This is a genomic window from Micropruina sonneratiae (assembly GCF_025972045.1).
Taxonomy (GTDB): domain Bacteria; phylum Actinomycetota; class Actinomycetes; order Propionibacteriales; family Propionibacteriaceae; genus Micropruina; species Micropruina sonneratiae.
The window spans coordinates 142,068-166,984 of record NZ_JAPDHX010000003.1; the positions used below are offsets into that span (position 1 = coordinate 142,068).

23 protein-coding genes, 3 tRNA genes and 1 pseudogene are annotated in these 24,917 nt (G+C 70.6%); 17 read left to right on the forward strand and 10 right to left on the reverse strand.

Annotation, left to right across the window (positions count from 1 at the left end; translation table 11 throughout):
* Positions 1-8 precede the first annotated feature (8 nt).
* The 5 genes from OIE40_RS08785 to OIE40_RS08805 all read left to right on the forward strand — a co-directional run bounded on the left by OIE40_RS08785 (position 9) and on the right by OIE40_RS08805 (position 7,206).
* Positions 9-1,517 carry an NADH-quinone oxidoreductase subunit M gene (locus OIE40_RS08785; protein ID WP_264701831.1) on the forward strand — a complete coding sequence of 503 codons (1,509 nt, stop codon included), beginning with the start codon at positions 9-11 and terminating at the stop codon, positions 1,515-1,517.
* Complete coding sequence (gene nuoN / locus OIE40_RS08790; RefSeq protein ID WP_264701832.1) at positions 1,517-3,058, forward strand: NADH-quinone oxidoreductase subunit NuoN; 1,542 nt, start codon at positions 1,517-1,519, stop codon at positions 3,056-3,058. The genes OIE40_RS08785 and nuoN overlap by 1 nt, the downstream gene beginning before the upstream one ends.
* A gap of 84 nt (positions 3,059-3,142) precedes the next feature.
* Complete coding sequence (locus tag OIE40_RS08795) at positions 3,143-4,123, forward strand: polyprenyl synthetase family protein (RefSeq protein WP_413774484.1); 981 nt, start codon at positions 3,143-3,145, stop codon at positions 4,121-4,123.
* 95 nt (positions 4,124-4,218) lie between these two features.
* Positions 4,219-5,577, forward strand: coding sequence for an NAD(P)/FAD-dependent oxidoreductase (locus OIE40_RS08800; protein WP_264701833.1), 1,359 nt, complete (start codon positions 4,219-4,221; stop codon positions 5,575-5,577).
* A 201-nt stretch (positions 5,578-5,778) separates the two neighbouring features.
* Positions 5,779-7,206, forward strand: coding sequence for an amidase (locus tag OIE40_RS08805; protein ID WP_264701834.1), 1,428 nt, complete (start codon positions 5,779-5,781; stop codon positions 7,204-7,206).
* A gap of 48 nt (positions 7,207-7,254) precedes the next feature.
* On the opposite strand, the gene OIE40_RS08810 is transcribed toward OIE40_RS08805, so the two are convergent.
* A complete protein-coding gene (locus OIE40_RS08810; RefSeq protein WP_264701835.1) occupies positions 7,255-9,171 on the reverse strand; it encodes a M13 family metallopeptidase in 1,917 nt (638 codons plus the stop codon).
* A gap of 131 nt (positions 9,172-9,302) precedes the next feature.
* Here OIE40_RS08810 and OIE40_RS08815 point away from each other — a divergent pair, with 131 nt between their 5' ends.
* Both OIE40_RS08815 and OIE40_RS08820 read left to right on the forward strand, forming a co-directional pair.
* The gene (locus OIE40_RS08815; protein ID WP_264701836.1) at positions 9,303-9,461 is read left to right on the forward strand and encodes a hypothetical protein; all 159 of its coding nucleotides are present in this window, start codon (positions 9,303-9,305) and stop codon (positions 9,459-9,461) included.
* Positions 9,462-9,605: 144 nt separating this feature from the next.
* A complete protein-coding gene (locus tag OIE40_RS08820) occupies positions 9,606-9,992 on the forward strand; it encodes a DoxX family protein (protein ID WP_264701837.1) in 387 nt (128 codons plus the stop codon).
* A gap of 22 nt (positions 9,993-10,014) precedes the next feature.
* On the opposite strand, the gene OIE40_RS08825 is transcribed toward OIE40_RS08820, so the two are convergent.
* The 5 genes from OIE40_RS08825 to OIE40_RS08845 form a co-directional block, all read right to left on the reverse strand.
* Entirely contained in the window at positions 10,015-11,064 is a 1,050-nt protein-coding gene (locus tag OIE40_RS08825) for a 2-oxoacid:ferredoxin oxidoreductase subunit beta (RefSeq protein ID WP_264701838.1), read from the reverse strand.
* Entirely contained in the window at positions 11,061-12,911 is a 1,851-nt protein-coding gene (locus tag OIE40_RS08830) for a 2-oxoacid:acceptor oxidoreductase subunit alpha (protein WP_264701839.1), read from the reverse strand. The genes OIE40_RS08825 and OIE40_RS08830 overlap by 4 nt, the downstream gene beginning before the upstream one ends.
* Before the next feature lie 61 nt (positions 12,912-12,972).
* The gene (locus OIE40_RS08835; protein WP_264701840.1) at positions 12,973-13,674 is read right to left on the reverse strand and encodes a sirohydrochlorin chelatase; all 702 of its coding nucleotides are present in this window, start codon (positions 13,672-13,674) and stop codon (positions 12,973-12,975) included.
* 70 nt (positions 13,675-13,744) lie between these two features.
* Positions 13,745-14,548: a phosphoadenylyl-sulfate reductase gene (locus tag OIE40_RS08840; RefSeq protein ID WP_264701841.1), complete on the reverse strand. Its 804-nt coding sequence runs from the start codon at positions 14,546-14,548 to the stop codon at positions 13,745-13,747.
* A complete protein-coding gene (locus OIE40_RS08845) occupies positions 14,545-16,242 on the reverse strand; it encodes a nitrite/sulfite reductase (protein ID WP_264701842.1) in 1,698 nt (565 codons plus the stop codon). Before OIE40_RS08845 ends, OIE40_RS08840 begins: the two co-directional genes overlap by 4 nt.
* 334 nt (positions 16,243-16,576) lie before the next feature.
* Between OIE40_RS08845 and mptB the strand changes: the two genes are divergently transcribed.
* Positions 16,577-18,082 carry a polyprenol phosphomannose-dependent alpha 1,6 mannosyltransferase MptB gene (gene mptB / locus OIE40_RS08850; protein ID WP_264701843.1) on the forward strand — a complete coding sequence of 502 codons (1,506 nt, stop codon included), beginning with the start codon at positions 16,577-16,579 and terminating at the stop codon, positions 18,080-18,082.
* On the forward strand, positions 18,079-19,017 hold the full coding sequence (locus tag OIE40_RS08855; protein WP_264701844.1) for an enoyl-CoA hydratase/isomerase family protein: 939 nt from the start codon (positions 18,079-18,081) through the stop codon (positions 19,015-19,017). The genes mptB and OIE40_RS08855 overlap by 4 nt, the downstream gene beginning before the upstream one ends.
* Before the next feature lie 9 nt (positions 19,018-19,026).
* Here OIE40_RS08855 and OIE40_RS08860 read toward each other — a convergent pair whose 3' ends face one another.
* The 4 genes and pseudogenes from OIE40_RS08860 to OIE40_RS08875 form a co-directional block, all read right to left on the reverse strand.
* A complete protein-coding gene (locus OIE40_RS08860) occupies positions 19,027-19,827 on the reverse strand; it encodes an exodeoxyribonuclease III (RefSeq protein ID WP_264702327.1) in 801 nt (266 codons plus the stop codon).
* The gene (locus OIE40_RS08865; RefSeq protein WP_413774490.1) at positions 19,724-20,299 is read right to left on the reverse strand and encodes a phosphopyruvate hydratase family protein; all 576 of its coding nucleotides are present in this window, start codon (positions 20,297-20,299) and stop codon (positions 19,724-19,726) included. Before OIE40_RS08865 ends, OIE40_RS08860 begins: the two co-directional genes overlap by 104 nt.
* 27 nt (positions 20,300-20,326) lie before the next feature.
* Positions 20,327-20,676 (reverse strand): annotated as a pseudogene (locus OIE40_RS17025) (hypothetical protein); the annotation flags it as partial.
* Positions 20,677-20,951: 275 nt separating this feature from the next.
* Complete coding sequence (locus OIE40_RS08875; RefSeq protein WP_264701847.1) at positions 20,952-21,443, reverse strand: YajQ family cyclic di-GMP-binding protein; 492 nt, start codon at positions 21,441-21,443, stop codon at positions 20,952-20,954.
* 83 nt (positions 21,444-21,526) lie between these two features.
* On the opposite strand from OIE40_RS08875, the gene OIE40_RS08880 reads away from it, so the two are divergent.
* The 8 genes from OIE40_RS08880 to OIE40_RS08915 all read left to right on the forward strand — a co-directional run bounded on the left by OIE40_RS08880 (position 21,527) and on the right by OIE40_RS08915 (position 24,917).
* Positions 21,527-21,608 (forward strand) — tRNA-Tyr (locus OIE40_RS08880).
* A 307-nt stretch (positions 21,609-21,915) separates the two neighbouring features.
* Positions 21,916-22,416 (forward strand): GNAT family N-acetyltransferase, encoded by a 501-nt coding sequence (locus tag OIE40_RS08885; RefSeq protein WP_264702329.1) that lies wholly within the window; start codon positions 21,916-21,918, stop codon positions 22,414-22,416.
* Positions 22,417-22,484: 68 nt separating this feature from the next.
* Positions 22,485-22,557, forward strand: a tRNA-Thr gene (locus OIE40_RS08890).
* A gap of 58 nt (positions 22,558-22,615) precedes the next feature.
* A tRNA-Met gene (locus OIE40_RS08895) sits at positions 22,616-22,691 on the forward strand.
* 35 nt (positions 22,692-22,726) lie between these two features.
* The gene (gene rpmG / locus OIE40_RS08900) at positions 22,727-22,897 is read left to right on the forward strand and encodes a 50S ribosomal protein L33 (RefSeq protein ID WP_264701848.1); all 171 of its coding nucleotides are present in this window, start codon (positions 22,727-22,729) and stop codon (positions 22,895-22,897) included.
* A 117-nt stretch (positions 22,898-23,014) separates the two neighbouring features.
* Positions 23,015-23,449: an FAS1-like dehydratase domain-containing protein gene (locus OIE40_RS08905; protein WP_264701849.1), complete on the forward strand. Its 435-nt coding sequence runs from the start codon at positions 23,015-23,017 to the stop codon at positions 23,447-23,449.
* Positions 23,446-23,850, forward strand: a complete 405-nt coding sequence (locus OIE40_RS08910; RefSeq protein ID WP_264701850.1) for a MaoC/PaaZ C-terminal domain-containing protein — start codon at positions 23,446-23,448, stop codon at positions 23,848-23,850. The genes OIE40_RS08905 and OIE40_RS08910 overlap by 4 nt, the downstream gene beginning before the upstream one ends.
* Positions 23,847-24,917 (forward strand): UDP-N-acetylmuramate dehydrogenase, encoded by a 1,071-nt coding sequence (locus OIE40_RS08915; RefSeq protein ID WP_264701851.1) that lies wholly within the window; start codon positions 23,847-23,849, stop codon positions 24,915-24,917. The genes OIE40_RS08910 and OIE40_RS08915 overlap by 4 nt, the downstream gene beginning before the upstream one ends.

The following is a 24,917-nucleotide window of genomic DNA, read 5'->3' on the forward strand; positions in this document are numbered from 1 at the left end:
GAGACGAGATGACATTCCCCTGGCTCACCGTCCTGGGCCTGCTGCCCCTGGTGGGGGCGCTGGTGCTGGCGCTGCCGCTGCGCCGGGCCGCCCGCCCCGTCGGCCTGGCCTTCGCGCTGCTCACCTTCGCCGTCTCGGTCGCCGTGACCGTGCTGTACCTCGGCGGGACGGACCTGGCCGTGCGGCAACCCTGGATCCGCGCCTTCGGCGCCTACTGGGCCCTCGGCCTCGACGGCATGGGGCTGGTGATGGTGCTGCTCACCACCTTCCTCGTGCCGGTGGTGATGATCGCCGAATGGGACGTCGCGGGCCACGGTCGGTGGGATGCGCAGGGCTACTTCGCGATGGCGCTGGCGCTGCAGGGCACCGCGCTGTTCACCTTCCTGGCCGACGACGTACTGCTGTTCTACGTGTTCTTCGAGGCCACCCTGATCCCGATGTACTTCCTGATCGGCGGCTTCGGCGGCGCCCGGCGCCGGGTCGCCGCGGTGCAGTTCCTGATGTTCAACCTGATCGGTGGGTTCATCCTGCTCGCCTCGGTGATCGGGCTGTTCGCGACCTCGGCGTCGCTGGGCGGGACGCCCAGCTACCTGCTGGCCGACCTGGCCGCGCTGCCGATGCCGACCGAACTGGGCCGCTGGCTGATGATCGGCTTCCTGATCGCCTTCGTGGTCAAGGCGCCGATGGTGCCGGTGCACACCTGGCTGCCGCTGGCCGCCGAACAGGCCACGCCGGGCTCGTCCACGATGATGGTCGGCATCCTCGACAAGATCGCCACCTTCGCCATGATCAAGTTCTGCATCGGGCTGTTCCCCGAGGCGAGCGCGTGGGTGGCGCCGGTGATGATCGTCCTGTCGCTGGTGTCGATCATCTACGGGGCGGCGGCCGCGATCGCGTCCACGAATCTGCTGCGGCTGGTCTCCTACACCTCGGTCAGCCACTTCGGCTTCATGGTGCTCGGCATCTACGTGTTCACCACCCAGTCGATCAACGGCTCGATCTTCTTCATGGTCAACCACGGCTTCTCGACCGCCGCGCTGTTCCTCGCCGTCGGGTACCTGATCAAGCGCCGTGGCTCGGCCGACATCAACGACTTCGGCGGTGTCGAGAAGGTCGCACCGGTGCTGGCCGGTTCGGTGCTGCTGGCCGTGCTGTCGGCGATCTCACTGCCCGGCATGTCGACCTTCGTCAGCGAGTTCCTGGTGATCGCCGGCACCTGGTCGCGGACGCCGTGGGTGGCCGCGATCGCCGCCACGGGCATCATCCTGGCCGCCACCTACGGGCTGCGGCTCTACCAGCGCACGATGACCGGCCCGGTGACCGAGTCGACGCAGCGGCACATCACCACCGACCTCGACGGCCGCGAGAAGGCCGTGCTGGTGCCGGTGATCGGCTTGATGCTGCTGTTCGGCTTCCTGCCGGGGCCGGTGATGGCCGTGACCGAACCAACCGCGCAGGCGGCGATGCAGCGGATGCAGCTGACCGACCCGGTCGCGCCCGCGAAGGGAGAGAAGTGATGACGGTCGAGTGGCGGGCGATCGCACCCGTGCTGCTGGTGCTGATCGCGGCGATCCTGGGCATCCTGGCCGAGGCCGTGGTGCCCCGGGCGCAGCGGTTCTTCGCGCAGGTGTTCCTGACCGTCGCCAGCATCGTCGTCGCCGGCGTCCTGCTCGTCACCAACTGGCGGGCCGGGTTGGGCGGTCCGGTCGCGATGGGCTCGATGATGCTGGACGCCCCCACCTACTTCATGTGGGGCGCCCTACTGGTGTTCGGGCTGATCTCCATCCTGGTCTTCGCCGAGCGTGAACTGAACGGCGGGGTGAGCGCCTTCGCGGCGTCCGCCGCGACCGTGCCGGGCAGCCGGGCCGAGGCGGAGGCGTCCGCCGCCCGGCTCGAGCACACCGAGGTCTTCCCGCTGGCGCTGTTCGCCCTCGGCGGCATGATGGTGTTCCCGGCCTCCGCCGACCTGATCACCATGTTCGTGGCGCTCGAGGTGCTGTCGCTGCCGCTGTACCTGATGTGCGGCATGGCGCGCCGGCGCCGGCTGCTGTCGCAGGAGGCGGCGCTGAAGTACTTCCTGCTGGGCGCCTTCAGTTCGGCCTTCTTCTTGTTCGGGGTCGCGCTGCTCTACGGCTACGCGGGCTCGTTCGATCTCAGTGCCATCGCCACCGCCGTGCAGAACCCGACGATGGGTTCGGGCGTGCTGTACGCCGGCATGGGCCTGCTGGCCGTCGGGTTGCTGTTCAAGGTGGGCGTGGTGCCTTTCCACAACTGGACGCCGGACGTCTACATGGGCGCCCCGACGCCGGTGACCGGCTTCATGGCGATCTGCACCAAGCTGGCCGCGGTCGGCGCGACGCTGCGGGTGTTCTACGTGGCGCTGTCGGGCGAGCGCTGGTCGTGGCAGCCGCTGCTCGCGGTGCTCGTGGTGGCGACGATGGTGGTGGGCGCGGTGTGGGGGCTGACCCAGACCGACATCAAGCGCACCCTGGCCTACAGCTCGATCGCGCACGCCGGCTTCATCATGACCGCCGTCGTCGGCGCCTACGCCGGCTCTCCGACCAGCCCACTCGACAGCGTCGGCTCGGCACTGTTCTACCTGGTGGTCTACGGCCTGGCCAGCGTCGGGGCGTTCGCCGTCATCACGATGGTGCGCAACGCGTCCGGTGAGGCCAACGCGATCGCCAGCTGGTCGGGGCTGGGACGCACCAGCCCGCTGCTGGCCGGCATCTTCGCGCTGTTCATGCTCAGCTTCACCGGCATCCCGCTGACGGCTGGCTTCATCGGCAAGTGGGCGGTGTTCGCCGCCGCGTGGCGTGGCGGGTTCGAGTGGCTGGTGATCGTCGCCGTCCTGCTCAGCCTGGTGGCTGCAGTGTTCTACCTGCGGATCATCGTGGTGATGTTCTTCGGGGAGCCGGTCGACGGTGTGGTGGTCGGCCGGGCCAGCGCGTTCACCTGGTTGCCGATCGCCGTGGCCGCGATCGGGGTGGCCGTGCTGGGCGTGTTCCCGGGCCCGGTTCTCGACCTGGCGACCGCTGCGAGCACCTTCCTGCGCTGAGGCTAAGCTGAGAACCCGGTCGAGCCGGCGGCCCCGCGCCACACGGATCCGTCCGTGCGTACCCCGCTAGTGCAAGGAAGAAGTGTGACTCTCGAGATCGGCGTCGACTCCTCGTTCGCGCAGTCGATCAGCGAGCGCCTGCAGTCGATCGAAGCGCGGCTGTCGGCGTCCGCCTTCGGCCAGACGCCGTTCGTGACCGAGGTGGCGTCGCACATCATCAACGCCGGCGGCAAGCGGTTCCGGCCGCTGCTGGTGGCACTGGCCTCGCAGCTGTATCCGGGGGCCGACGACGACGCGATCGAGCGGGCGGCGATGGTGGTCGAGCTGACCCACGTCGCCAGCCTGTACCACGACGACGTGATGGACGATGCCGAGCTGCGTCGCGGTGCCGACAGCGCCAACCACCGGTGGGGCAACTCGGTGGCGATCATGATCGGCGACTTCCTCTTCGCGCGGGCGTCCTCGATCGTGGCGACCCTGGGCGTCGAGTACGTCACGCTGCAGGCGGAGACCTTCGCCCGGCTGGTGCAGGGCCAGATCGCCGAGACGCGGGGGCCCGCCGCGGACGACGACCCGGTGGGCCACTACCTGCAGGTGGTGGCCGACAAGACCGGCTCGCTGATCGCCGCGTCGGCGGTGTTCGGCGGCATGGTGTGCGGCGCCCCCCAGCCCGTGCTGCAGGCGCTGGCAGCCTTCGGTGAGGAGATCGGCGTCGTGTTCCAGCTCAGCGACGACATCATCGACATCGCCAGCGACTCCACCGGCAAGACGCCCGGCACCGATCTGCGCGAGGGCGTCTGGACGCTGCCGACCTTGCTGGTGCGCTCCGCCGACGACCCCGCGGACGCCCGGCTGCGTGAACTGATCGGTCGGCCGCTCGACGATTCCGACGAGCTGGCCGAGGCGCTGGGGTTGATGCGCTCGCACGACGCGCTGGCCAAGGCGCGGGCCGAGGTCGACCGGCGGGCCCAGGTGGCGAAGGACCACCTGTCGCGACTGCCGGCGTCGGTCGCCCGCGAGGCGCTGTACGAGTTGTGCGATCAGATCGTCTCGCGCAGCGCCTGAGCCGTCCCACAGAGCGTTCACGCTTGCCAGCATTCCGCACGGGCGGCAGACTCGACCCGAGACAGCCGCCGTTCGACAGTTCCCTGGAGTAGCCCATGCCACGTCCCCACGTCGTCATCATCGGCTCCGGTTTCGGTGGCCTGTTCTCAGCGCGCGCCCTGGCCCGGGCCGACGTGGACGTGACGCTCATCAGCAAGACCACCGCCCACCTGTTCCAGCCGCTGCTGTACCAGGTGGCGACCGGCATTCTCTCCAGCGGCGAGATCGCACCCGCCACCCGCGACATCCTGCGCAATCAGAAGAACGCGCGGGTGCTGCTCGGCGATGTCAGTTCGATCAACCTGAACAGCCGCATCGTGGTGGGCGAGAAGCTGTCGAAACAGATCATCCTGCGGTACGACCATCTCATCGTCGCCGCCGGCGCCGGCCAGTCGTACTTCGGCAACGACCACTTCGCGACCTTCGCGCCCGGCATGAAGAGCATCGACGACGCGCTCGAGCTGCGCGCCCGCATCTTCGGCGCGCTCGAGATGGCCGAGCTCAGCCAGGACGCCGCCGAGCGCCGCTCGCTGATGACGTTCGTCATCGTCGGCGCCGGCCCCACCGGGGTCGAGCTGGCCGGTCAGATCGTCGAGCTGTGCCACAAGACGCTGGTCGAGTCGTTCCGGAACATCGACACCCGGCAGTGCCGGGTGCTGCTGCTCGACGCCGCCCCGGTGGTGCTGCCGCCGTTCGGTCCGAAGCTGTCCGCGGCCGCGCAGAAGGAGTTGGAGCGGATCGGCGTCGAGGTGAAGCTCAACGCGATGGTGACCAACCTCGACGCGACCGGCCTCGACATCAAGAACCCCGACGGCAGCACCGAGCGCATCGACGCGATCTGCAAGGTGTGGGCCGCGGGCGTCCAGGCCAGCCCGCTGGGTCGGACGCTGGCCGAGCAGTGCGGCATCGAGACCGACCGGGCCGGGCGGGTGCCGGTGCAGCCCGACCTGACCCTGCCCGGACACCCGGAGGTGTTCGTGATCGGCGACATGATGGCGCTGGACCGGCTGCCCGGCGTCGCGCAGGTGGCCATCCAGGGCGCCAAGTACGCCGCGAAGAAGATCATCGGCGAGCACAACGGCACCCCGGTCACCGAGAAGTTCAGCTACTTCGACAAGGGCTCGATGGCGGTCATCAGCCGCTTCGGGGCGGTCGCCAAGATCAGCGACAAGGTGCAGTTCAGCGGCTTCATGGCCTGGCTGGCCTGGCTGGGATTGCACCTGATCTACGTGGTCGGCTTCAAGAACCGGATCACCACCCTGCTGCACTGGACGATCACCTTCCTGGGCAGTGGGCGTTCCGAACGGGTCACCACCGACCAGCAACTGGTCGGCCGCCTCGCGGTCAAGCAGCTCGGCCCCGCGTTCGAGCCGACCATCTCGGGCATCCTCGACCCCAAGAAGATCCAGGACTGAGTCCTCGCTGTCGCTAGTACGGCCTCCTAGATCCCGGCGTGCGCCTGGATGACGTGAGGTCACGTCATTCCCGCGCTTGACCCGGGACCTGCGGGCGGTGCGGGCCACGTCATCCCGGCTTGACCCGGGATCTCTGGTCGGTGCGACGCCACCTCCCGGTCGTGACCGCCGGGGCAGGGCGGAGGTGACAGGATGGCGGCCATGCTGGACGCCTCCACCTACACCTCGCTGTCCGCCCTGGACATCGCCCGGGAGGTGAATGCCGGGCAGCTGTCGGCCGTCGAGGTGGCCGAGGCCGCCCTTGCCCTCGCCGAGCAGCGCGGGCCGCAGTTCGGTGCGTTCACCCACGTCGCCCCGGCGCGGGCGCTCGAAGACGCCCGGCACACCGACCGGCGGATCCGCGCCGGCGAACGGCTCCGGCTCGCCGGCGTGCCGTGCCCGATCAAGGACCTCAACCAGGTCGCCGGGTTGCCGTGGGCGGCCGGCAGCGCCGCGCTGCAGGGGGTGGTGGCCGAGACGGACGACCCCATCGTGGGCTGGTTCGCCGACGCCGGCACCAGCATGATCGGCAAGACGAACGTCCCGGAGTTCGGATTGCCCTGCTACACCGAACCCGACACCGGCCCGCCCGCCGTGACGCCGTGGGATCCGACCCGTTCGGCGGGCGGCTCCAGTGGGGGAGCGGCCGCCGCGGTGGCGTCCGGTATCGCGCCGATCGCCCACGCCTCGGACGGCGGCGGCTCGATCCGCATCCCGGCGTCCGCCTGTGGGCTGGTCGGGTTCAAGGCCAGCCGCGGCCTGATCTCGTCGGGCAACCGGCCGCCGGGCCCGGGACTCGGCACCGACGGTGTGCTCAGCCGGACGGTCCGGGACACGGCGCTGGCCCTGGACGTGCTCGCCGGGCCACACCCCGGCGACACCTACTGGGCCCCGACCGCGCCGGGCGGCTACCTGGCCGCCTGCGGCCGCACCCCGGCGCGGCTACGGGTCGGCCTGCTCACCACTCCGGTGATCGCCGACGACGCCGACGTGCACCCCGCCTGCCTTGACGCCGTCGCCAGGGCCGCGCTCCTGCTCGAGGGGCTGGGGCACGATGTCACCGAGGCGGCCGTCCCGTTCGCCGCCGAGCAGTGGCAGGCCTTCGCCTCGGTCTGGTCGCTGGGGGCCTTGAGCATCCCACTGCCGCCCGGGGCCGAGCCGCTGCTCACCCCGCTGACCCGCTGGCTGCGCGACGCCGGACGCCGGGCGAGCGCGCTCGAGTTCGCCGGCGCGCTGGCGTCCATCCAGTTGCTGACCCAGCAGGTGGCGCGGGCGTGGGAGCGGTTCGACGTGGTGCTGTCGCCGACCTTGGCGCAGCCGCCGGCCGTGCTGGGCAGCCTGCGCGACGATGCAGACCCGGCAGGGGACTTCGCCGCCCAGACCCGTTTCACGCCGTGGACGTCGGTGTACAACCTGACCGGACGACCCGCCGTCAGCCTGCCGTTGCACACCGCCACCGCCGCGGGCGCCGGCTCGCCGGAACTGCCCATCGGGGTGATGCTGGGCGGCACCTTCGGCCGCGAGGACGTGCTGCTCGGGCTGGCCGCGGCCCTCGAAGAGGTCGCCCCCTGGCACGGACCCGCACTCTGAGCACGCCGGGTCCGTCATCCCGGGCCTGCCCCGGGATGACGGGTGCCGCTACCAGATCTTCACGCGTTCCTCGGGCGGCAGCCACAGCTCGTCGTCGCCGGTGACGCCGAACGCGTCGTAGAACTCGGGCAGGTTGCGCACCACCTGGTTGCAGCGGAACTCGTCGGGAGCGTGCGGGTCGTTGGTGAGCTGGGTGATCAGCGCCTCGGGCCGGATCTTCTGCTGCCAGGCCCGCGCCCAGGCGAAGAAGAGCCGCTGCGCACCACTGAGGCCGTCGATGGGTTCGGGTTCCTCGTCGCCGATCGCCAGCCGCCAGGCCTGGTAGGCGATGGCGAGCCCGCCCAGGTCGCCGATGTTCTCGCCCAGGGTGAGTTCGCCGTTGACGTCGTGCCCGGGGGTCTCGGCCGGGCTCAACGTGTTGTACTGCTCGACTAGGGCCCGGGTGCGCTCCTCGAAGGCGGCCTTGTCCTCGGGCGTCCACCAGTCCCGAAGCTTGCCGTCGCCGTCGCAGGTGGCGCCCTGGTCGTCGAATCCGTGCCCGATCTCGTGGCCGATCACAGCCCCGATCGCGCCGTAGTTGACGGCCTCGTCGGCGTCCGCGGTGAAGAACGGCGGCTGCAGGATCGCGGCCGGGAAGACGATCTCGTTGCGCAGCGGGTGGTAGTAGGCGTTCACCGTTTGCGGCGTCATCAACCACTCGTGCCGGTCGATCGGGCCGCCGAGCTTGGCGAGTTCGTAGGCGGCCTCGAACTCCGCCGAGCGCAGCACGTTGCCCAGCAGGTCGTCCGCGCGGATCTCGAGCGCGGTGTAGTCCCGCCACCGGTCCGGGTAGCCGATCTTGGGGATGAACTTGGACAGCTTGTCCAACGCCTGCGCGCGGGTGGTCTCGGTCATCCAGTCCAGTTCGCTGATCGAGATCCGGTACGCCTCGACCAGGTTGGCCACGAGTTCATCCATGCGCTGCTTCGCCACCGGCGAGAAGTGCCGTTCGACGTACAGCCGGCCGACCGCCTCGCCGAGGCAACGCTCGACCAGGGCGATGCCGCGTCGCCACCGCTCCCGGTTGGTCGGGATGCCGTGCAGCACGGTGCCGTAGAAGGCGAACCGGGCGGCGACGAACTGCTCGGGCAGGTACGGCGACAACGCCGAGATGAGGTGGAAGCGGGCCCAGGCCCGCCAGGCCGGCAGGCGCTCGGCGCCCAGCAGGTCGGCCAGTTCGACGGCGAACGACGGCTGCGCGTCGATCAGCTGATCGATCGGTCCGACCCCGGCGGCGGTGAACATCCGCAGCCAGTCCACGGTGCGCGCGAACGACGAGGGAGCGACCGGGTTGTACATCTGCACGAGGTCGCGGGTGCGCACCTTGTCCCAGTGCCGGGCGGCGATCTCGGTCTCCAGTTCGACCACCGAGCCCGCCCCGGTGGCGTCCAGGCCGGCCAACTCCAGGGTCGTGGCGACGTGCTCGCGATAGCGGGCCAGCACGTCGGCGAAGCGCTCGTCGCGGTAGTACTCCTCGTCGGGCAGGCCGAGCCCGGACTGGCCGACGAACAGCGCGTACCGGGTCGGGTCGCCCGGATCCGAATCGACATCGACATCGAGCGGCGATCCGGTGCGGCGCCGGACGCTGCGGCCGAAGTAGTCGAGCAGCGCCGGCAGGTCGTCGATGGCGTCGATCTCGGCGAGCAGCGGCGCCAGCGGCGCCAGGCCGCGGCGCTCGACGGTTTCGGTGTCCATGAACGACGAGAACAGGTCCTGCACCTTGGCGGCATCGGTGCCCGGCTCGGCGCCGGTCAGGCCGGTGACGATGTCGCGCACCGCGTCCTCGGCGGCGTCCCTGAGCACCGTGGTCGTGCCGTAGGAGGGCTTGTCGTCGGGTATCGCCGTGCTGGCCAGCCACGGGCCGTTGACGTGTCGGAACAGGTCGTCCTGGGCCCGGACGCCAGGGTCGAGATCGAACGCGGTCACCGGGCGATCCTATGCGCTGCGCCGTCGCCTCGGCCTCGCCGTATCGTGTGCTGCCACCCGTTCGGGGGTTGTGCTCGCCGAGCCGCCCGGCGAGGCTTGCCGACAACGATCAAACCGGAAGGCGAATCACCATGTCCGAGCAGCAGCACGAGAGTGACACCGACGCCGGTGTCACCGAGCAGGACTTCGGCAACCTCTCCGTCGAGGACGACCCGCAAGGCACCACCGATCCGGCCGACCTGGCCGACACGGCCGGCCCCGACGACGACGGCGGGCGCCAGGACCCCTGAGCTCCACCCTGCGACCCCCGGACGCCGCGCGTCCGGGGGTCGTGCTCTGGTCGGACGTCGGCGTGAGCGGGCGGCCGCCCGGCAGGCGTCGACCCATAGACTGATTCGGGCGGCTCCGGCCGCGACGATCGAGAGGAACAACCGATGTCTCTGCTCTCCGCACTGGCGCGAGTCGCGCTGGGCACCCCCTTCATCGTGCTGGGCTACCAGGCCGCGAAGGAACCCGGCGGCCGGACCAAGGCCGCCGCCGCGTTCGGCATCCCCGAGGAGTACGCGGACCAGGCGGTACGGCTCAACGGCGGCGCGATGGTCGCCGGTGGCCTGGCCATGGCCCTGGGGATCGCTCCGCGGCTCGGTGCGCTGACCGTCGCCGGCGCGTTGCTGCCGACCACCCTCGCGGGCCACCCGTTCTGGAAGGGTGACGAGCAGGCCAAGGCCGCCAACCAACTGCAGGCGCTGAAGAACCTGGGCCTGCTGGGTGGACTGCTGGCCGTCGCTGCCACGCCTCGCGCCGGTTCCGACCAGGACTGATCCGCTACCGCCGGCGGTCGGCTCAGTTGACCGTCCAGGTGTCCGAGCCGTTCAGCAGACCCTGCAGCGCCGTCAGTCTCTCGGCGGGCGAGGGCATCTCGACCTGCTCGCGGACGCCGTCGTCGAACGACGGCCGGTCCACGTCGCGGAAGATGCCGATCGGCGCCTGCTGCAGGACGCCGGTGTCGGTCAGCCGCGACAACGCGAACGCCGCGGTCGGGTCGTCGGCCCGGGCGTCGTGGACGACGACCCGAGCGGGGTCGGCGTCGGCGGTGTCCACCACCTCGAGCGAGCCGTCCGTGCGCCGCACCACGGACCTAGCGCCGTCCGGCCCGAACGTCACCGGCTGGCCGTCGACCAGCCGGATCACGCCCGGCGCCTTGGGCCCCTTCAGTTCGAGGAACGCGTCGTCGTTGAAGATCGGGCAGTTCTGGTAGATCTCCACCAGGGCCGCACCACGGTGGGCGACGGCGGCGGTCAGCACCTCGGTCAGGTGCGCCCGGTCCGAGTCGATCGTCCGCGCGACGAACCCGGCCTCTGCGCCGAGCGCCAACGAGATCGGGTTGAACGGGTAGTCCACCGAGCCGACGGGGGTCGACTTGGTCACCTTGCCCAGCTCGGACGTCGGAGAGTACTGACCCTTGGTGAGACCGTAGATGCGGTTGTTGAACAGCAGGATGGTGATGTTCACGTTGCGCCTCAGCGCGTGGATCAGGTGATTGCCGCCGATGCTGAGGGCGTCTCCGTCACCGGTGATCACCCACACGGCCAGGTCGTCGCGGGCCGTGGCCACGCCGGTCGCGATCGCCGGCGCGCGGCCGTGGATCGAGTGCATCCCGTAGGAGTCCACGTAGTACGGGAAGCGTGACGAGCAGCCGATCCCGGACACGATCACGGTGTTCTCGCGCCTGATACCCAGCTGCGGCATCAGCCCCTGGAAGGCGGCCAGCACGGCGTAGTCGCCGCAGCCCGGGCACCAGCGCACCTCCTGGTCGGAGGTGAAGTCCTTGCGGTTCAGCGGGGTCAGTGCCAGCGGCACCCCGGACAGCCCGGAGGAGGTGGTCGCGGTCATCGTCCGTCCTTTCCGTCGATGATGGCGATCAGGTCCTCGGCCAGTTCCGACAACGAGATCGGCAGGCCGCGGACCCGGGAGTAGCTTTCGCAGTCGACCAGGTACCTGGCGCGCAGGATCATCGCCAACTGTCCCAGGTTCATCTCCGGCACGATCACCCGGTCGTAGGAGCGCAGGATCGCGCCCAGATCGTGCGGCAGCGGGTTCAGGTGCCGCAGGTGCAGCGTCGCCACCGGACGACCGCTCAGCCGGACGCGGCGGGCGGCGGCCGAGATCGGGCCGTAGCTCGAGCCCCAGCCGACCACCAGCACCCGGGCGGCCTCGCTGGGATCGTCCACCTGGAGCGGGGCCAGGGTGTCGGCGATCCCCTCCACCTTCGCCTGCCGCAGTCGCACCATGTGCTCGTGGTTGTCGGGGTCGTAGCTGACGTTGCCGGTGCCGGCCGCCTTCTCGATGCCGCCGATGCGGTGCTCCATTCCCGGGGTGCCGGGGACCGCAAGCGGCCGGGCCAGCTTGTCGTCGCGGCTGTAGGGCAGGAACTCGCCGTCCGCCGGCACCTCGGTGGCGAACCCTGGGTCGATGGCGGGCAGGTCGGCCAGGTTCGGCACCGCCCACGGCTCGGCGCCGTTGCCCAGATAGCCGTCCGACAGCAGGATCACCGGGGTGCGGTAAGTGAGCGCGATCCGCACCGCCTCCACCGCGGTGTCGAAGCAGTCGCCGGGGGACTGGGCGGCGATCACGGGCAGCGGGGCCTCGCCGTGGCGTCCGAAGACCGCCTGGAACAGGTCGGCCTGCTCGGTCTTGGTCGGCATGCCGGTCGCCGGCCCCGCCCGCTGCACGTCGCAGATCACCAGCGGCAGCTCGAGCATCACCGCCAGCGAGATGGTCTCCATCTTCAGCGCCATGCCGGGGCCGGACGTGCTGGTGACGCCCAGCGCGCCGGCGTACGAGGCGCCCAGCGCCGCCCCGACGGCGGCGATCTCGTCCTCGGCCTGGAAGGTGATCACCCCGTGGTCCTTGGTCCGGGACAGGATGTGCAGCACGTCGGAGGCCGGGGTGATCGGGTAGGCGCCCAGGAACAGCTGCAGCCCGGCCTTCGCCGCGCCGGCCATCAGCCCGTACGCGAGCGCGGTGTTGCCGGTGATCTGCCGGTAGGTACCCGGCGGGGTCGGCGCCGGCGCCACCTGGTAGCGGGCGGTGAACACCTCGGTGGTTTCCCCGTACGCGTAGCCGGCCTTGAAGGCGGCCACGTTGGCGTCGCGGATGTCGGGCTTGCCGGCGAACTTGCGGGCCAGGAAGTCCAGCGTGCCCTGCTCGGGGCGGCTGTACAGCCAGGTGAGCAGGCCCAGCGCGAACATGTTCTTGGTGCGCGCGGCGTCCTTGCGGCCCAACCCGAACGGTGCGACGGCGGCGACGGCCAGGCCGGTCAGGTCGAGGGCGTGCACCTCGTAGGCGTCGAGTGTGCCGTCGGTGAGCGGGTCGGCGGGGTAGCCGACCTTGGCCAGGTTGCGGGTGGTGAAGTCGGCGGTGTCGGCCAGGATCACCGCCCCGCGGGGCAGGTCGTGCAGGTTGGCCTTCAGCGCGGCCGGGTTCATCGCGACCAGCACGTCGGGCCGGTCGCCCGGGGTGCGGATGTCGAAGTCGGCGAAGTGCACCTGGAAGCTGGAAACCCCGGCCACGGTGCCGGCGGGCGCCCTGATCTCGGCCGGGAAGTTCGGCAGGGTCGAGAAGTCGTTGCCCAGCTGTGCGGTGTCTGAGGTGAACCGGTCTCCGGTCAACTGCATGCCGTCGCCGGAGTCACCGGCGAAACGGATGACGACCCGGTCGACGCTGCGAACCTCGCTCATGCGGGCGTCGCCCTCCCTCTGTTGTGACAATCCGAGCCAGCTTACTGGTTGGTCGAGAACTTCAGTCATTGACGGCTTTCAGTCGGGACGGGGCCTGGTCGGGGGTGCCGGCGATGCGCCAGCGTTGAACGATCTCCTCGACGAGCAGGGGGTGGACGCCGACCGGTTCGCTGACCGCGTCGGCACCGGCGTCCTGCAGGCGTTCGCTGAACAGTCCGGGGGCGAGCAGGTACGACGCGATCGCCACCCGGCGGTGGCCGGCGGCGCGCAGTTCGGCGACCGCTTCGGCCACGGTGGGGGACGCGGCGGTGACGAAGCCGGCCCGCGCGGGGCGTCCGACCGCCCGGGACAGAGCCTGCGCCGCCGCCTGCACCTCGCCGACCGCGCCGGGCCGCAGCGAGCCGGCGCCGGCCAGCACCACGGCGTCGACGTCGCCGAGTGCGCGCAGGTTCTCCAGTACCGCGGGCAGCACGTCGGCGCCGATCAGCGGGGTGGCGCTCGACCGGCCGCCGGCCGCGGCGATGGCGGCCGGGATGTCGGAGGTGACGTGGTAGCCGCTGGTCAGGAACACCGGCACCACCACGGCGGCCGGCAGGGCCCGCAGCGTGTCGGTCAGGGTGGGCCGGTGGATGTCCACCCAACCCAGGTGCACCTCGGCGCCGCAGGCGGCGGCGACCGCCGCGGCCAGCTGCTGCGAGGTGCGGGTGCCGGCGGCCGAGCGGGTGCCGTGCACGGCCAGGACCAGGGGATTCGCGGTCGTCACGCGCCCTCCGTGACCGGCCTGGTGCGCTCCACAGGGTCGGACGCCACGGCGGTCTGCGTCACGGGTCGCATCAGGCGGCTCCCGTGCCCCGGCCGGGCGTCAGCTTCAACTCCTGCAACACGGTGCCGAAGCGGGGCGCCGGGGCGGCGTCCTCGTCATGCACGTGCAGCCCGCACTCGGTCTTGTTCTGACCGGCCCAGCGCCCGGAGCGGGGATCCTCGCCCGGGGCGACCGGACGGGTGCAGGGCGCGCAGCCGATCGACGGATAGCCCTGCTCGAGCAGCGGATTGGTGGGCACGTCGTGGTCGCGGGCATAGCCGACCAGTTCGTCGTGGGTCCAGGCCGCGATCGGGTTGATCTTCACCATCTGGTGGCTCTCGTCCCACTCCACCAGCGGGGTGTTGGCGCGCAGCGCGTTGTCCTCACGCCGCACCCCGGTCACCCACGCCTCGTACTCGCCGAGGGTGGAGTTGATCGGGTCGACCTTGCGCAACTGGCAGCACAACGTGGGGTTCCGGTCGTGCAGCCGGGCGCCGTAGGTCACGTCCTGCTCGGCGACGGTCTGCTCGGGCAGCACCTCCACGATCCGCACCGGCGCGGCCGCGGCCAGCGCATCACGGGTGGCGATGGTCTCGGGGAAGTGGTAGCCGGTCTGCAGGAACAGTACGTCGACGCCCGGCAGCTGCCGGGCGACCAGGTGCGGCACGACCGTGTCGCCGGCCATCGAGCAGGCCACCGCGACCCGGCCGGCGAAGTGCTCCGCGGTCCAGGCGGCGACGTCGTCGGCGCTCCAGTCGGCGCCGTGCCGTTGTGCCGACTCGACCAGCGCCTTCAGCTCCTCGACGCTGCGCCGCTCGATCGTGCCGGCGCTCACCGCAACACCTCCTCGTCGCTGCGCTTGGCCCAGGCCGAGAAGGTCTCGCCGGCGTCGGCGTCCGCGGCGTAGCGGCGGACCACCCGCTCGACGTAGCCGGGCAGTTCCTCGGCGCTCACCTTGAGCCCGCGCACGGTGCGGCCCAGGCCGGGCTCCTCGCGGTTGTCGGAGGCGAGTCCGCCGCCGAGATGCACCTGGAAGCCGAACTCGGGCTCGCCGTCCGCGCCGGTCAGGATCTGGCCCTTCAGCCCGATGTCTGCGGTCTGGATGCGCGCGCACGAGTTGGGGCAGCCGTTGAGGTGCAGGCTGATCGGCAGGTCGAGCGTGACGTCGGCGAGCCGGCGCTCCAGCTCGTCGATGGTGGCGGTGGCGGTGTCCTTGGTGTCGACGAAGGCCAGCTTGCAGTACTGGATGCCGGTGCAGGCCATGGTGTGCCGCCGGAACGGGCTCGGGTCGGCGTGCAGGCCGAGTGCCTTGAGCTCCTCGGTCAGGCCGGCGACCTGGTCGCCGGGGACGTCCAGGACGAGCAGCTTCTGGTGCGGGGTGAACCGTACGCGCTGCGACCCGACACGCTCGGCGGCCTGCGCCACGGCGTCCAGGATGGGCCCGGACACCCGGCCGACGGTGGGCGCGAAGCCGACGTAGAAGAGGCCGTCCTTCTGCGCGTGGACGCCGACGTGGTCGCCGGCGTCGGTGGCCGGCGCCGGGGCGGGGCCGTCGGGCAGTGCGTAGCCGAGGTACTCGTTCTCGAGCACCTCGCGGAACTTGGCCGGCCCCCACTCGGCGAGCAGGAACTTCAGCCGGGCCTTGTTGCGCAGCCGCCGGTAGCCGTAGTCGCGGAAGATGCCGACCACGCCCGCCCACACCTCGGGAGCCCGATCCTGGCTGACGAAGGCGCCGAGGCGTTCGGCGAGCCGGGGGGCGACACTCAGGCCACCGCCGACCCACAGGTCGTAGCCGGGGCCAAGTTCGGGATGCACAACGCCGACCAGCGAGATGTCGTTGATCTCGTGCACGACGTCCAGGCTGGGGTGGCCGGTGATCGCCGTCTTGAACTTGCGCGGCAGGTTGGCCAGGTCGAGTTCGCCGATGTACCGCTCGACGATCGTCTCGATCACCGGGGTGGGGTCGATGATCTCGTCGGCGGCGATACCGGCCACCGGCGAGCCCAGGATGACCCGGGGGCAGTCGCCGCACGCCTCGGTGGTGATCAGCCCGACCGACTCCAACCGGCGCCAGATCTCGGGCATGTCCTCGATGCGGATCCAGTGCAGCTGGATGTTCTGCCGGTCGGAGATGTCGGCGCTGTCGCGTCCGAACTCGCGGCTGATGCCGCCGATCACTCGCAACTGGTCGGTGCTGACCGCACCGCCGTCGATGCGGATGCGCAGCATGAAGTACTTGTCCGAGAGTTCCTCGGGGCCGAGCGAGGCCGTCCGGCTGCCGGGGATGTCCTGGCGGCGCTGGGTGTACAGCCCCATCCAGCGGAACCTGCCGTGCAGGTCGTCCTCGGGGATCGAGTCGAAGCCCTGCTGGGCGTAGACGGTCTCGATCCGCTGCCGCACGTTGAGCGGGTTGTCCTCGGCCTTGAACTCCTCGTTGTGGTTGAGCGGCGTCGTGCCGTCGACCAGCCACTGGCCGTTGCTACGGCCCTCGCGCGGGGGTCGCACTCGGGCGGGCGCAGATGTGTTCATGGGATCTCCTGGACGTGTGGGGGGACCGGGCCGGGGAACTCGATCGTGGTGAGACAACTCAGGCGCAACACATCGCGCGGCCGCACCGGCGCGACCGGCAGCGGTGACGGCGGGTCACCCTGTGCGGTGCGATGTGGCGCAACATGGGGGCGAAATTACCCCGCACCCCGGGGTGGTTCGGCATCCGGGCGGCGATTCTCGCATATTGGTACTACTAATCGGCGTGGGAATGGCTCTATCAGTGGTCAGCCGACGCTGTGGGGCGCTAAGGCGGTTCGGCGGGTCCACCGTTACGCTGAGCTGGGCACATCGGGGGCACGGACGAAGGATCACGGTGAGAGAGCTGGAGCAGGCGTCGGCCGTGCCGAGGCTGCGGTGGCCCACCCGGGAGGTGCTGGCGGGCTACTGGCACGATATCGTCACCGCGTGGCGCGTGCCGGCCGTCAGGCGTGGACTGCTGGCCACCACCTTGTTGTTCGTGGGCTCGCTCACCCCGGCCTACCTGCCGCAGAACAGTCCCTGGTGGGCGCCGATCCGGGCGCTGGGCTGGGACACCTGGCCGGCGAAGGTGATCGGCACCGCTCTGGTGGTGGCCGCGGTGGTGTTGCTGGTCGACGCCTGGTTTCGGCTCCGGCCCGGCCTCTACCTCGACTTCAAGCACTGGGCCGTCGGCCTGCTGTGGAGCCTGCCGCTGCTGTTCGCACCGCCGATCTTCAGCCACGACGCCTACTCCTACGCGGCGCAGGGCTGGCTGCTGCACAACGGGCTGAATCCCTATGACACCCCGGTCAGCGTGCTTCCGGGCGCGTTCGCCGACCAGGTCGCCTGGGTGTGGCGCTACACAGCCGCCCCCTACGGCCCGCTCAGTCTGCAGATCTCCCACCTGATGGTGGTGCTGGGCGGGCTGAACCCGTACTACTCGACCCTGCTGATGCGCATCCCCGCGTTGATCGGCGTGGTGCTGATCGTGTACTTCCTGCCCCGCCTGGCGGCCCGGCTCGGCACCGACGTCCAGCTCGCCGCCTGGTTCTCGACGATCAACCCGCTGCTGATCATCGACCTGGTCGGCGGCATGCACAACGACGGGCTGATGATCGGGCTGATCATCCTCGCGCTGTACCTGACCCTGCAGCGTCCGCAACGGGTCTGGCTGGGCGCGATCATCGTCGGGGTGGCGGCCGCGGTGAAACAGCCGGCTCTGCTGGCCGCCTATCCGGTCGCCCTGATCGGGCTGCCCTGGCAATGGAACACCCAGCACGTACTGAACAAGCTGGGCCGGGCGGTGCTGTCCTCGGCGATCGCTGTGGCCACCTTCGTCGCGATCTCGCTGGCCACCGGGCTGGGTTTCGGCTGGATCAACGCCCTCGACGTGCCCGGCCGGGTGGTCACCCTGGCACCGCTGTCGCTGATCGGCGAGGGCGTCCGGCTGCTGCTGGTGGCCGCCGGGTACCCGGCTCTGGGCAGCCAGATCGCCGGCGGCCTGCTGGTCGCCGGGGTGGTGGCGTCCGCGCTGATCGTGGCCTACCTCGCGGTCACCGTCGCCCGGCGCAAACCGGTGACGTTCCTGGCCTGGTCGTACCTGGTGGTCGCGCTGCTGGGCCCCGCCATGCATTCCTGGTACCTGCTCTGGGGTGGGCTGCTGCTGCCGCTGACCCGGCCCACCGAACGGGTGCAGCGGGTCGCGGTGGCGGTCACCAGCGTCCTGCTCGGCTACGGCGCCGGCAACCTGGCCTGGCGCAACGACACCGGAATCGCACTCGGCCTGGCGGGGCTGGCGCTGATCATCACCCTGCTGGTCCGCTACTTCGACGAGCACCGAACGATGGGAGTACACCGATGACCGACGAGGTCACCTTCGACGTGGCGGACGGCGTCGGCCTGATCACGTTGAACCGGCCGCGGGCGATCAACGCGTTGAGCGTGGCGATGCTGATCGCGATCGGCGAACGGTTGAGCGACTGGCTCGACGACGACGGTGTCGAGCGCGTGCTGCTGCGCGGCGCGGGGGAGCGCGGACTGTGTTCGGGTGCCGACATCCGCGCCCTACGCGCCGAGTTGGTCGAGCGCGGTGCGGCTGCCGCCGAGGCGTTCTTCACCATCGAGTACGCCGTCGACGCGCTGATCGCCAACTACCCCAAGCCGATCCGGGCCGAGATGTTCGGCATCACGATGGGCGGCGGCATGGGGCTGTCGGCGCACTGCCCCGAGCGGGTCGTCCGCTCCGACAGCCGGCTGGCGATGCCCGAGGCGATCATCGGCATCTTCCCCGACGTAGGTGTGCTGTACGAGCTCTCCCGGGCGCCCGGCGAGCTGGGCACCCACCTGGCGTTGACCGGCGGCAGCGTGGGTGCGGCGGACGCCGTGGCGATCGGCCTGGCCGATCGTGCCGAGGGTGCGGTCCCGCCGGCACTGCTGCCGCCTCGTCGGCACTGGATCGACGAATGCTACGCCGGTGACGACCCCTTGCTGATCGTCACCCGGCTCGAGCAGCACGCGGACGCCGAGGCTCGCGCCACCGGGGCAGAGCTGCGGCAGCGCTGCCCGTTCTCGGTGGCGGTGAGCCTGGCGGCGATCCGGCGGGCGGCCACCCTGCCCGACGTGGCCGCCGTGCTCGGCCAGGATCTGGCGCTGGCCGTGCCGATGGTGCTGCGCCCCGACTTCCGCGAGGGCGTCCGGGCCCAGGTGGTCGACAAGGACCGCAACCCGTCCTGGAGTCCGGCCCGCCTCGAAGAGGTCGACCCCGCCGAGGTGGACGCGCTGTTCGCCGGTCTCTGACGGCGCCGGTCACCAGGCGTAGTCGACGACCACGGGCGAGTGGTCGCTCATCCGCGCCTCGTAGGACGCCTCGCGATCCGTCCCCGCCGCCACGGCCGCGGCGGCCAGGCCGGGGGAGGCGAGCTGGTAGTCGATCCGCCACCCGGTGCCCCGATCCCACGCCTGGCCGCCCCACCGCCACCACGTGTAGGGCCCCTTCACCCCGGGATGCAGCGCCCGGACGACGTCGGTCAGCGTCCGCGGCGTCAGCAGGGTGCCGAACCAGTCGCGCTCGTCGGGCATGAAGCCTGGGTAGCGTCGGTTGGCGCCCGGGTTGGCCAGGTCGTCGGTGGTGTGGGCGATGTTGAAGTCGCCCATCACCAGGAACTCCCGTCCCTGCCGCAAAGCCGTGCGCCGCGCGGTGGTCAGGTACCGCCTGAACGAGGCCATGAAGCGCAGCTTGCGGCGCTGCTTCGCGGCGAAGGACGGGCCGTCCTCGGGGCGTCCGCCCTTGGGCAGGTACAACGAGCCCACCGTCAACGGCGCCATGTCCGGCGGTTCGACGTCGATCTCCAGGTAGCGGCCCTCGTGGTCGAAGGCCTGGCTGCCGAAACCCATCCGCACCGCCGACGGCGTCCACCGGCTGAGCACCGCGACCCCGTTGCGGCCGGCCAGCAGCCCCGGGTGGTAGGCCCACTGGTGCTCCGGCCACGCCTGCACCGGCAGTTCATCGACCGGGCAGCGCAGTTCCTGCAGCGCGACGATGTCCGGGCGCCGATCGGCCAGCCAATCGCCGAACCCCCGGCGGACGGCGGCGCGAACGCCGTTCACGTTCGCCGTCGCGACCCGCAGCCTGCTCACAGCCCGCCAGGGTAGCGGCAGCCGACGACGGGAGTTGGCTGGTGCAGAACTTGTCGTCGCCGACCAGTTGCACGCGGTCGCCGAGTTCCGCGGTCAGCCGCTGCCAGCCGGTCGGCTCCTGCTCGCCGAGGCCGTCCTCGATGCTCCAGATCGGGAACGCGTCGATCATGGCGGCGTAGCGGGCGATCATGTCGTCGCTGCTCAACTGCTGGCCGTTCACCTTGTAGCCGCCGTCGCTGAAGAACTCCGAGGCGGCCGGGTCGAGCGCGATTCCCACGCCCTGGCGTCCGGTCGGGTAGCCCGCGTCGTCGATGGCGTTGACGATCACCTGCAGCACCTCCTCGGGTTCGGCGAGCTTGGGCGCGAAGCCGCCCTCGTCGCCCAGCCCGGTGGAGTGGCCTTCCGCCGCCACGCTGGCGGCCAGTGCCCGGACCAGGGCCATCGAGGTGCCGATCAGCGCGTTGGCGCCCAGGCGCGCCTTGTTGGGCGTGCCGTCGAGGTCGCGCATCGCCTGGTCCACCTCGGCCAGGTCGCTCCAGGACCGCGCGCTCAGGTGCTCGTTGAGCTCGCCGTTGACGTTGCCGACCGCCTTGGTCACCCGGCGCCTCCGAAGCGGGCCGGGTCGCCGTCGCGCAGTTCGACGGCCTCACGGGTTCCGGTGGACGCTCCCGACGGCACACCGGCCTCGGCCGTCGCGCCATCGGCCAAGGTGAGGCTGACCGTCAACGTCGGTCGCCCCCGCGAGTCCAGCACCTCCAGGGCGTGCACGGATTCGATTTCGAATGCCAGTGGGATTTTTTCGCGTCGCGGCCGACCCACCGTGGGTCGGAGGTGCGCGCAACCGGTGGGGCGATGCGGTCACCCCACCGTCATGCTGCGCACGAGGTAGGGACCGTTGGTCGCCGAGGCGACGGTTGAATGTGGGCGAGCCCCTCCGCCCACCTACGACCCCAGTGCGCGAAAGGCGTTCGCGGTATGGGTTTCACCCGTGAGGAGGTGCGGCATTTTTCGGGGCGAGGTCCGGTCGGGCCCGGCCGCGCAACGACCGCGCCCCCGATGCCGAACCCTGCTGTGGGCGGCCCTGCCGCGGGCGCTCACCGGTAGTTGGCGAACTGGACCGCGAAGTCGTAGTCGGCCTCGCGGATCAGCTTCTGGCAGGCCTGCAGGTCGTCGCGCTTCTTGCTGGAGACGCGCAGTTCGTCGCCCTGCACCTGCGTCTTGACGCCCTTGGGCCCGGAGTCGCGGATCAGCTTGGCGATCCGCTTGGCGTCCTCGGTGGCGATGCCCTGCTGCATGGTGGCGGTCAGCTTCCAGATCTTGCCGCTGATCCGCGGGTCGCCCGGCTTGAGCGCCTTGAGGTCGATCTTGCGGCGCACCAGCATGGTCTGCAGCACGTCGAGGATCGCCTTCACCCGCTCCTCTCCGGAGGCCTCCATGTCGATCACGTCGCCGGACACCCGGATCGCGGCCTCGGTGCCCTTGAAGTCGTAGCGGTTCCGGATCTCCTTGGCGGTCATGTTGACCGCGTTCTCCAGTTCCTGCTGGTCGAATTTGCTCACCACGTCGAAGGAGCTGTCGCCCGCCATCGTCCGTCCTCACCTCACGTTCGTCTCGATTGGTCCGCGCCCCGTCGGACTTGCTATCTTGTTCCTCGGCCCACACCACCAACGGCAGGTTGCCCGAGCGGCCAAAGGGAGCGGTCTGTAAAACCGTCGGCATCGCCTACGTAGGTTCGAATCCTACACCTGCCACCCGTTGGAAGCCATCCTGACTAGGCCATATGGCCTGGATCACGGATGGCTTCCGTCGTCTGGGGGAATGTGGTGGGATCCCCGGCGCCGGGGCCGCGAGGCGGCAGCGGCACACCATGTCGCCGGATTGCGACACCGCCGCGACACCCCCGACACCACGCCCCGAAACGGTTGGACAGCAAGGACAATCCCGCGGGCCGCCAACTCAACCGCCGGGTGGAGATCTTCGTGCGGGCCTGAGCGGCGACCCGCGCCCCCGGCTTGCGCCCCGGGCTACGCGAAACGACCTAGAATGGGCGCCGTGTTGATGCAGCGCAGCCTCCCACTCACCCAGCCGGACGTCCCGGCCGGGGTGCGCCTGCGTCCCCAGGCTCCCGACGATGCCGACGCCCTGGGCGCGCTGTACTGGGATTCCTACCCCAAGGGTGTCGCTGCGGTCGACCTCGAAGATGCCGTGGAAGAGATGGAGGGGGTCTTCGCCGGCGAGTACGGCACGCCCGTCGAGCAGGCTTCGCTGGTGGTCGAGGACGCCGACGGCACACTGCTCGGGTGCGTCCAGACCGTGACCAGCCCGCCGTGGGAGGGCATTCCCGCGGTGCCGTTCGTGATCGAGCTGTTCGTCCATCCCGACCATCGTCGGCGTGGGCTGGGCACCCTGCTGCTGTTGTCGGCCGCCGAGGCCTGCCATCGGCTCGGGTGGGAGAGCATCGCGCTGAACGCCCAGGAGGAGACGTCGGCCGACGCGTTCCACCTGTACCGCCGGCTCGGATTCACAGAGATCAGCCCGGTCGGAGCCGTCGACGGCTGAGTGCCGCGCGGGCCGTCCCTCGATTTGAGGACGAGACGATCGGTCGTGTAATGTTTCACGCGGTCCAGGCCCCTATAGCTCAGTCGGCAGAGCGTCTCCATGGTAAGGAGAAGGTCTGCGGTTCGATTCCGCATGGGGGCTCTGCGTTTGGGGTGATGGAACAAACCGCCCATCGTGCCCGTTGGGTACTCCGAACGGGGGCGGGATAGCTCAGGCGGTAGAGCAAGCGGCTCATAATCGCTGTGTCGCGGGTTCGAGTCCCGCTCCCGCTACCACGGACCGGCAACGGTGAAAGAGAGAGAGCAAGGCGATGGCCAAGAAGCAGTCGGAAGTTCGTCCGAAGATCACCTTGGCGTGCACGCAGTGCAAGGAGCGCAACTACATCACCAAGAAGAACCGGCGCAACGACCCGGATCGTCTTGAGCTGAAGAAGTTCTGCCCCAAGTGCCACCTGCACACCGCGCACCGCGAAACCCGCTGAGCGCAGCACCCCAGAACGCGACGAGCCGCCCGCAGCGTCGGGCGGCTTTTTCGCGCACCCGCTCCCCGGAGCGTCCGGCCGCTGTGGGGCGCCGGGGCCACGCACTACCCTGACGTCATGATCAGCGAGAGCCACATCGGCCGCAGCTATCCGCCCACCCCGCCGTACGTGGTGAGCGCGGCGAAGGTGGCCGAGTTCGCCGCGGCCCTGGGCGAGCGTGACAACCCGCACTACGCCGGAGCGGACGCCGTGGCACCGCCCACCTTCGCGGTGGTGCTGTCGTCGGCGGCCTGGAGGGCGATGTTCGACGACCCCGAGCTGGAGCTGTCGCTGAGTCGCACCGTGCACACCGACCAGCGGTTCGCCTGGCGGCGTCCGTTGCGGGTGGGGGACGCCGTGACGGCCTCGCTGACCATCGAGAAGTTCCGGGCGCGCGGCTCCAGCGCCTTCATCACCGTGGTGGTCGGCCTGGACGCCGACGGTGAGCGGGTCTGCGACGCCACCTCCACACTGCTGCACACCTGGCCCGACGCACCCGGGGAGGACGCATGACCACGCTCGAGGTCGGCACCGAACTGCCGAGCATCACCACCAGCTTCACCCGGGCCACCCTGGTCCGCTACGCCGGGGCGTCCACCGATTTCAATCCGATCCACTGGTCCGAGCGCAAGGCGCACGAGGTGGGCCTGCCCACGGTGATCGCGCACGGCATGCTCACCATGGGCACCGCGCTGCGGGTGGTCACCGACGCTGTCGGCGACCCGGCGCGGGTGCTCAGCTACTACGTCCGCTTCACCAGGCCGGTGCCGGTGGAGGACACCGACGACGGGTCCACCGTCACCTTCTCGGGCACGGTGACCAAGGTGGCCGACGGCGTCGCCACCATCGCCCTGCAGGCATTGTTCGGCGACACCAGGGTGCTCGGCGCCGCCACCGCGGAGGTCCGGCTGTGACCGAGACGATCGACACCGTCCGGCTGTCCGACCACACCACGTTGCGGGTAGGCGGTCCGGCACGCAGCTGGGTCACCGCCACCACCGAGACCGAGCTCGTGGACGCCGTGCGCACCGCCGACGCGGCGGGCGAGCCGGTGCTGGTGCTCGGCGGCGGCTCCAATCTGCTGATCGGCGACGAAGGCTTCGACGGCACCGTGATTGAGGTCGCCACCCGCAGCATCGGCGTCGACGGGGGAGTGTGCAGCCTGGAGGAGGACGCGGCCCAGTGCGGCGGCGCCATCATCAAGGTCTCCGCAGGTGAGAACTGGGACGACTTCGTCGCCTACGCGATCGCCAACCAGTGGCGCGGCGTCGAGGCGCTGTCCGGCATTCCCGGCACCGTCGGCGCCACCCCGATCCAGAACGTCGGCGCCTACGGGCAGGAGGTGTCGGAGTCCATCGAGACCGTGCGCACCTGGGACCGCGCCACCAACCAGTTCCGCACCTTCGCCGTCGGCGACTGCGGCTTCGGCTACCGCACGTCGCGGTTCAAGTCCGAACCCGGGCGCTACGTGGTGCTCAGCGTCACCTTCCAGTTCTTCCAAGGCGCGTTGTCGATGCCGCTGCGGTTCGGCGAGCTGCGTCGCCGGCTCGAGACCGACGAGCGGGGCCGTGCGCCGATGCGGCAGGTCCGCGAGGCCGTTCTCGCGTTGCGCCGCGGCAAGGGCATGGTGCTGGACGACGCCGATCACGACACCTGGAGCGCGGGCTCGTTCTTCACCAACCCGATCCTGACCGCCGAGCAGGCGGCCGGCCTGCCCGAGAGCGCGCCGCGCTTCCCGCAGCCGGACGGCCGGGTCAAGTCCAGCGCCGCCTGGCTGATCGAGGCGGCGGGCTTCCACAAGGGGTTCGGCACGCCGCCTGCCACCTTGTCGACCAAGCACACCCTCGCCCTCACCAACCGCGGCGGCGCCTCCAGCGCCGACCTGGTGGCGCTGGCGCGCACGGTCCGCGACGGCGTCCGGGACGCCTTCGGAGTCACCTTGGTACCCGAGCCGGTGATGGTGGGTACCGCCCTAGACTGA

Bases quoted from the DNA above. Each gene is read 5' to 3' on its own strand.
- OIE40_RS08785 (WP_264701831.1), top strand. From the start codon at position 9: ATGACATTCCCCTGGCTCACCGTCCTGGGCCTGCTGCCCCTGGTGGGG.
- nuoN (WP_264701832.1), top strand. From the start codon at position 1,517: ATGACGGTCGAGTGGCGGGCGATCGCACCCGTGCTGCTGGTGCTGATC.
- OIE40_RS08800 (WP_264701833.1), top strand. From the start codon at position 4,219: ATGCCACGTCCCCACGTCGTCATCATCGGCTCCGGTTTCGGTGGCCTG.
- OIE40_RS08805 (WP_264701834.1), top strand. From the start codon at position 5,779: ATGCTGGACGCCTCCACCTACACCTCGCTGTCCGCCCTGGACATCGCC.
- OIE40_RS08815 (WP_264701836.1), top strand. From the start codon at position 9,303: ATGTCCGAGCAGCAGCACGAGAGTGACACCGACGCCGGTGTCACCGAG.
- OIE40_RS08820 (WP_264701837.1), top strand. From the start codon at position 9,606: ATGTCTCTGCTCTCCGCACTGGCGCGAGTCGCGCTGGGCACCCCCTTC.
- OIE40_RS08825 (WP_264701838.1), bottom strand. From the start codon at position 11,064: ATGACCGCGACCACCTCCTCCGGGCTGTCCGGGGTGCCGCTGGCACTG.
- OIE40_RS08830 (WP_264701839.1), bottom strand. From the start codon at position 12,911: ATGAGCGAGGTTCGCAGCGTCGACCGGGTCGTCATCCGTTTCGCCGGT.
- OIE40_RS08845 (WP_264701842.1), bottom strand. From the start codon at position 16,242: ATGAACACATCTGCGCCCGCCCGAGTGCGACCCCCGCGCGAGGGCCGT.
- OIE40_RS08855 (WP_264701844.1), top strand. From the start codon at position 18,079: ATGACCGACGAGGTCACCTTCGACGTGGCGGACGGCGTCGGCCTGATC.
- OIE40_RS08865 (WP_413774490.1), bottom strand. From the start codon at position 20,299: ATGGCCCTGGTCCGGGCACTGGCCGCCAGCGTGGCGGCGGAAGGCCAC.
- OIE40_RS08875 (WP_264701847.1), bottom strand. From the start codon at position 21,443: ATGGCGGGCGACAGCTCCTTCGACGTGGTGAGCAAATTCGACCAGCAG.
- OIE40_RS08885 (WP_264702329.1), top strand. From the start codon at position 21,916: ATGCAGCGCAGCCTCCCACTCACCCAGCCGGACGTCCCGGCCGGGGTG.
- rpmG (WP_264701848.1), top strand. From the start codon at position 22,727: ATGGCCAAGAAGCAGTCGGAAGTTCGTCCGAAGATCACCTTGGCGTGC.
- OIE40_RS08905 (WP_264701849.1), top strand. From the start codon at position 23,015: ATGATCAGCGAGAGCCACATCGGCCGCAGCTATCCGCCCACCCCGCCG.
- OIE40_RS08910 (WP_264701850.1), top strand. From the start codon at position 23,446: ATGACCACGCTCGAGGTCGGCACCGAACTGCCGAGCATCACCACCAGC.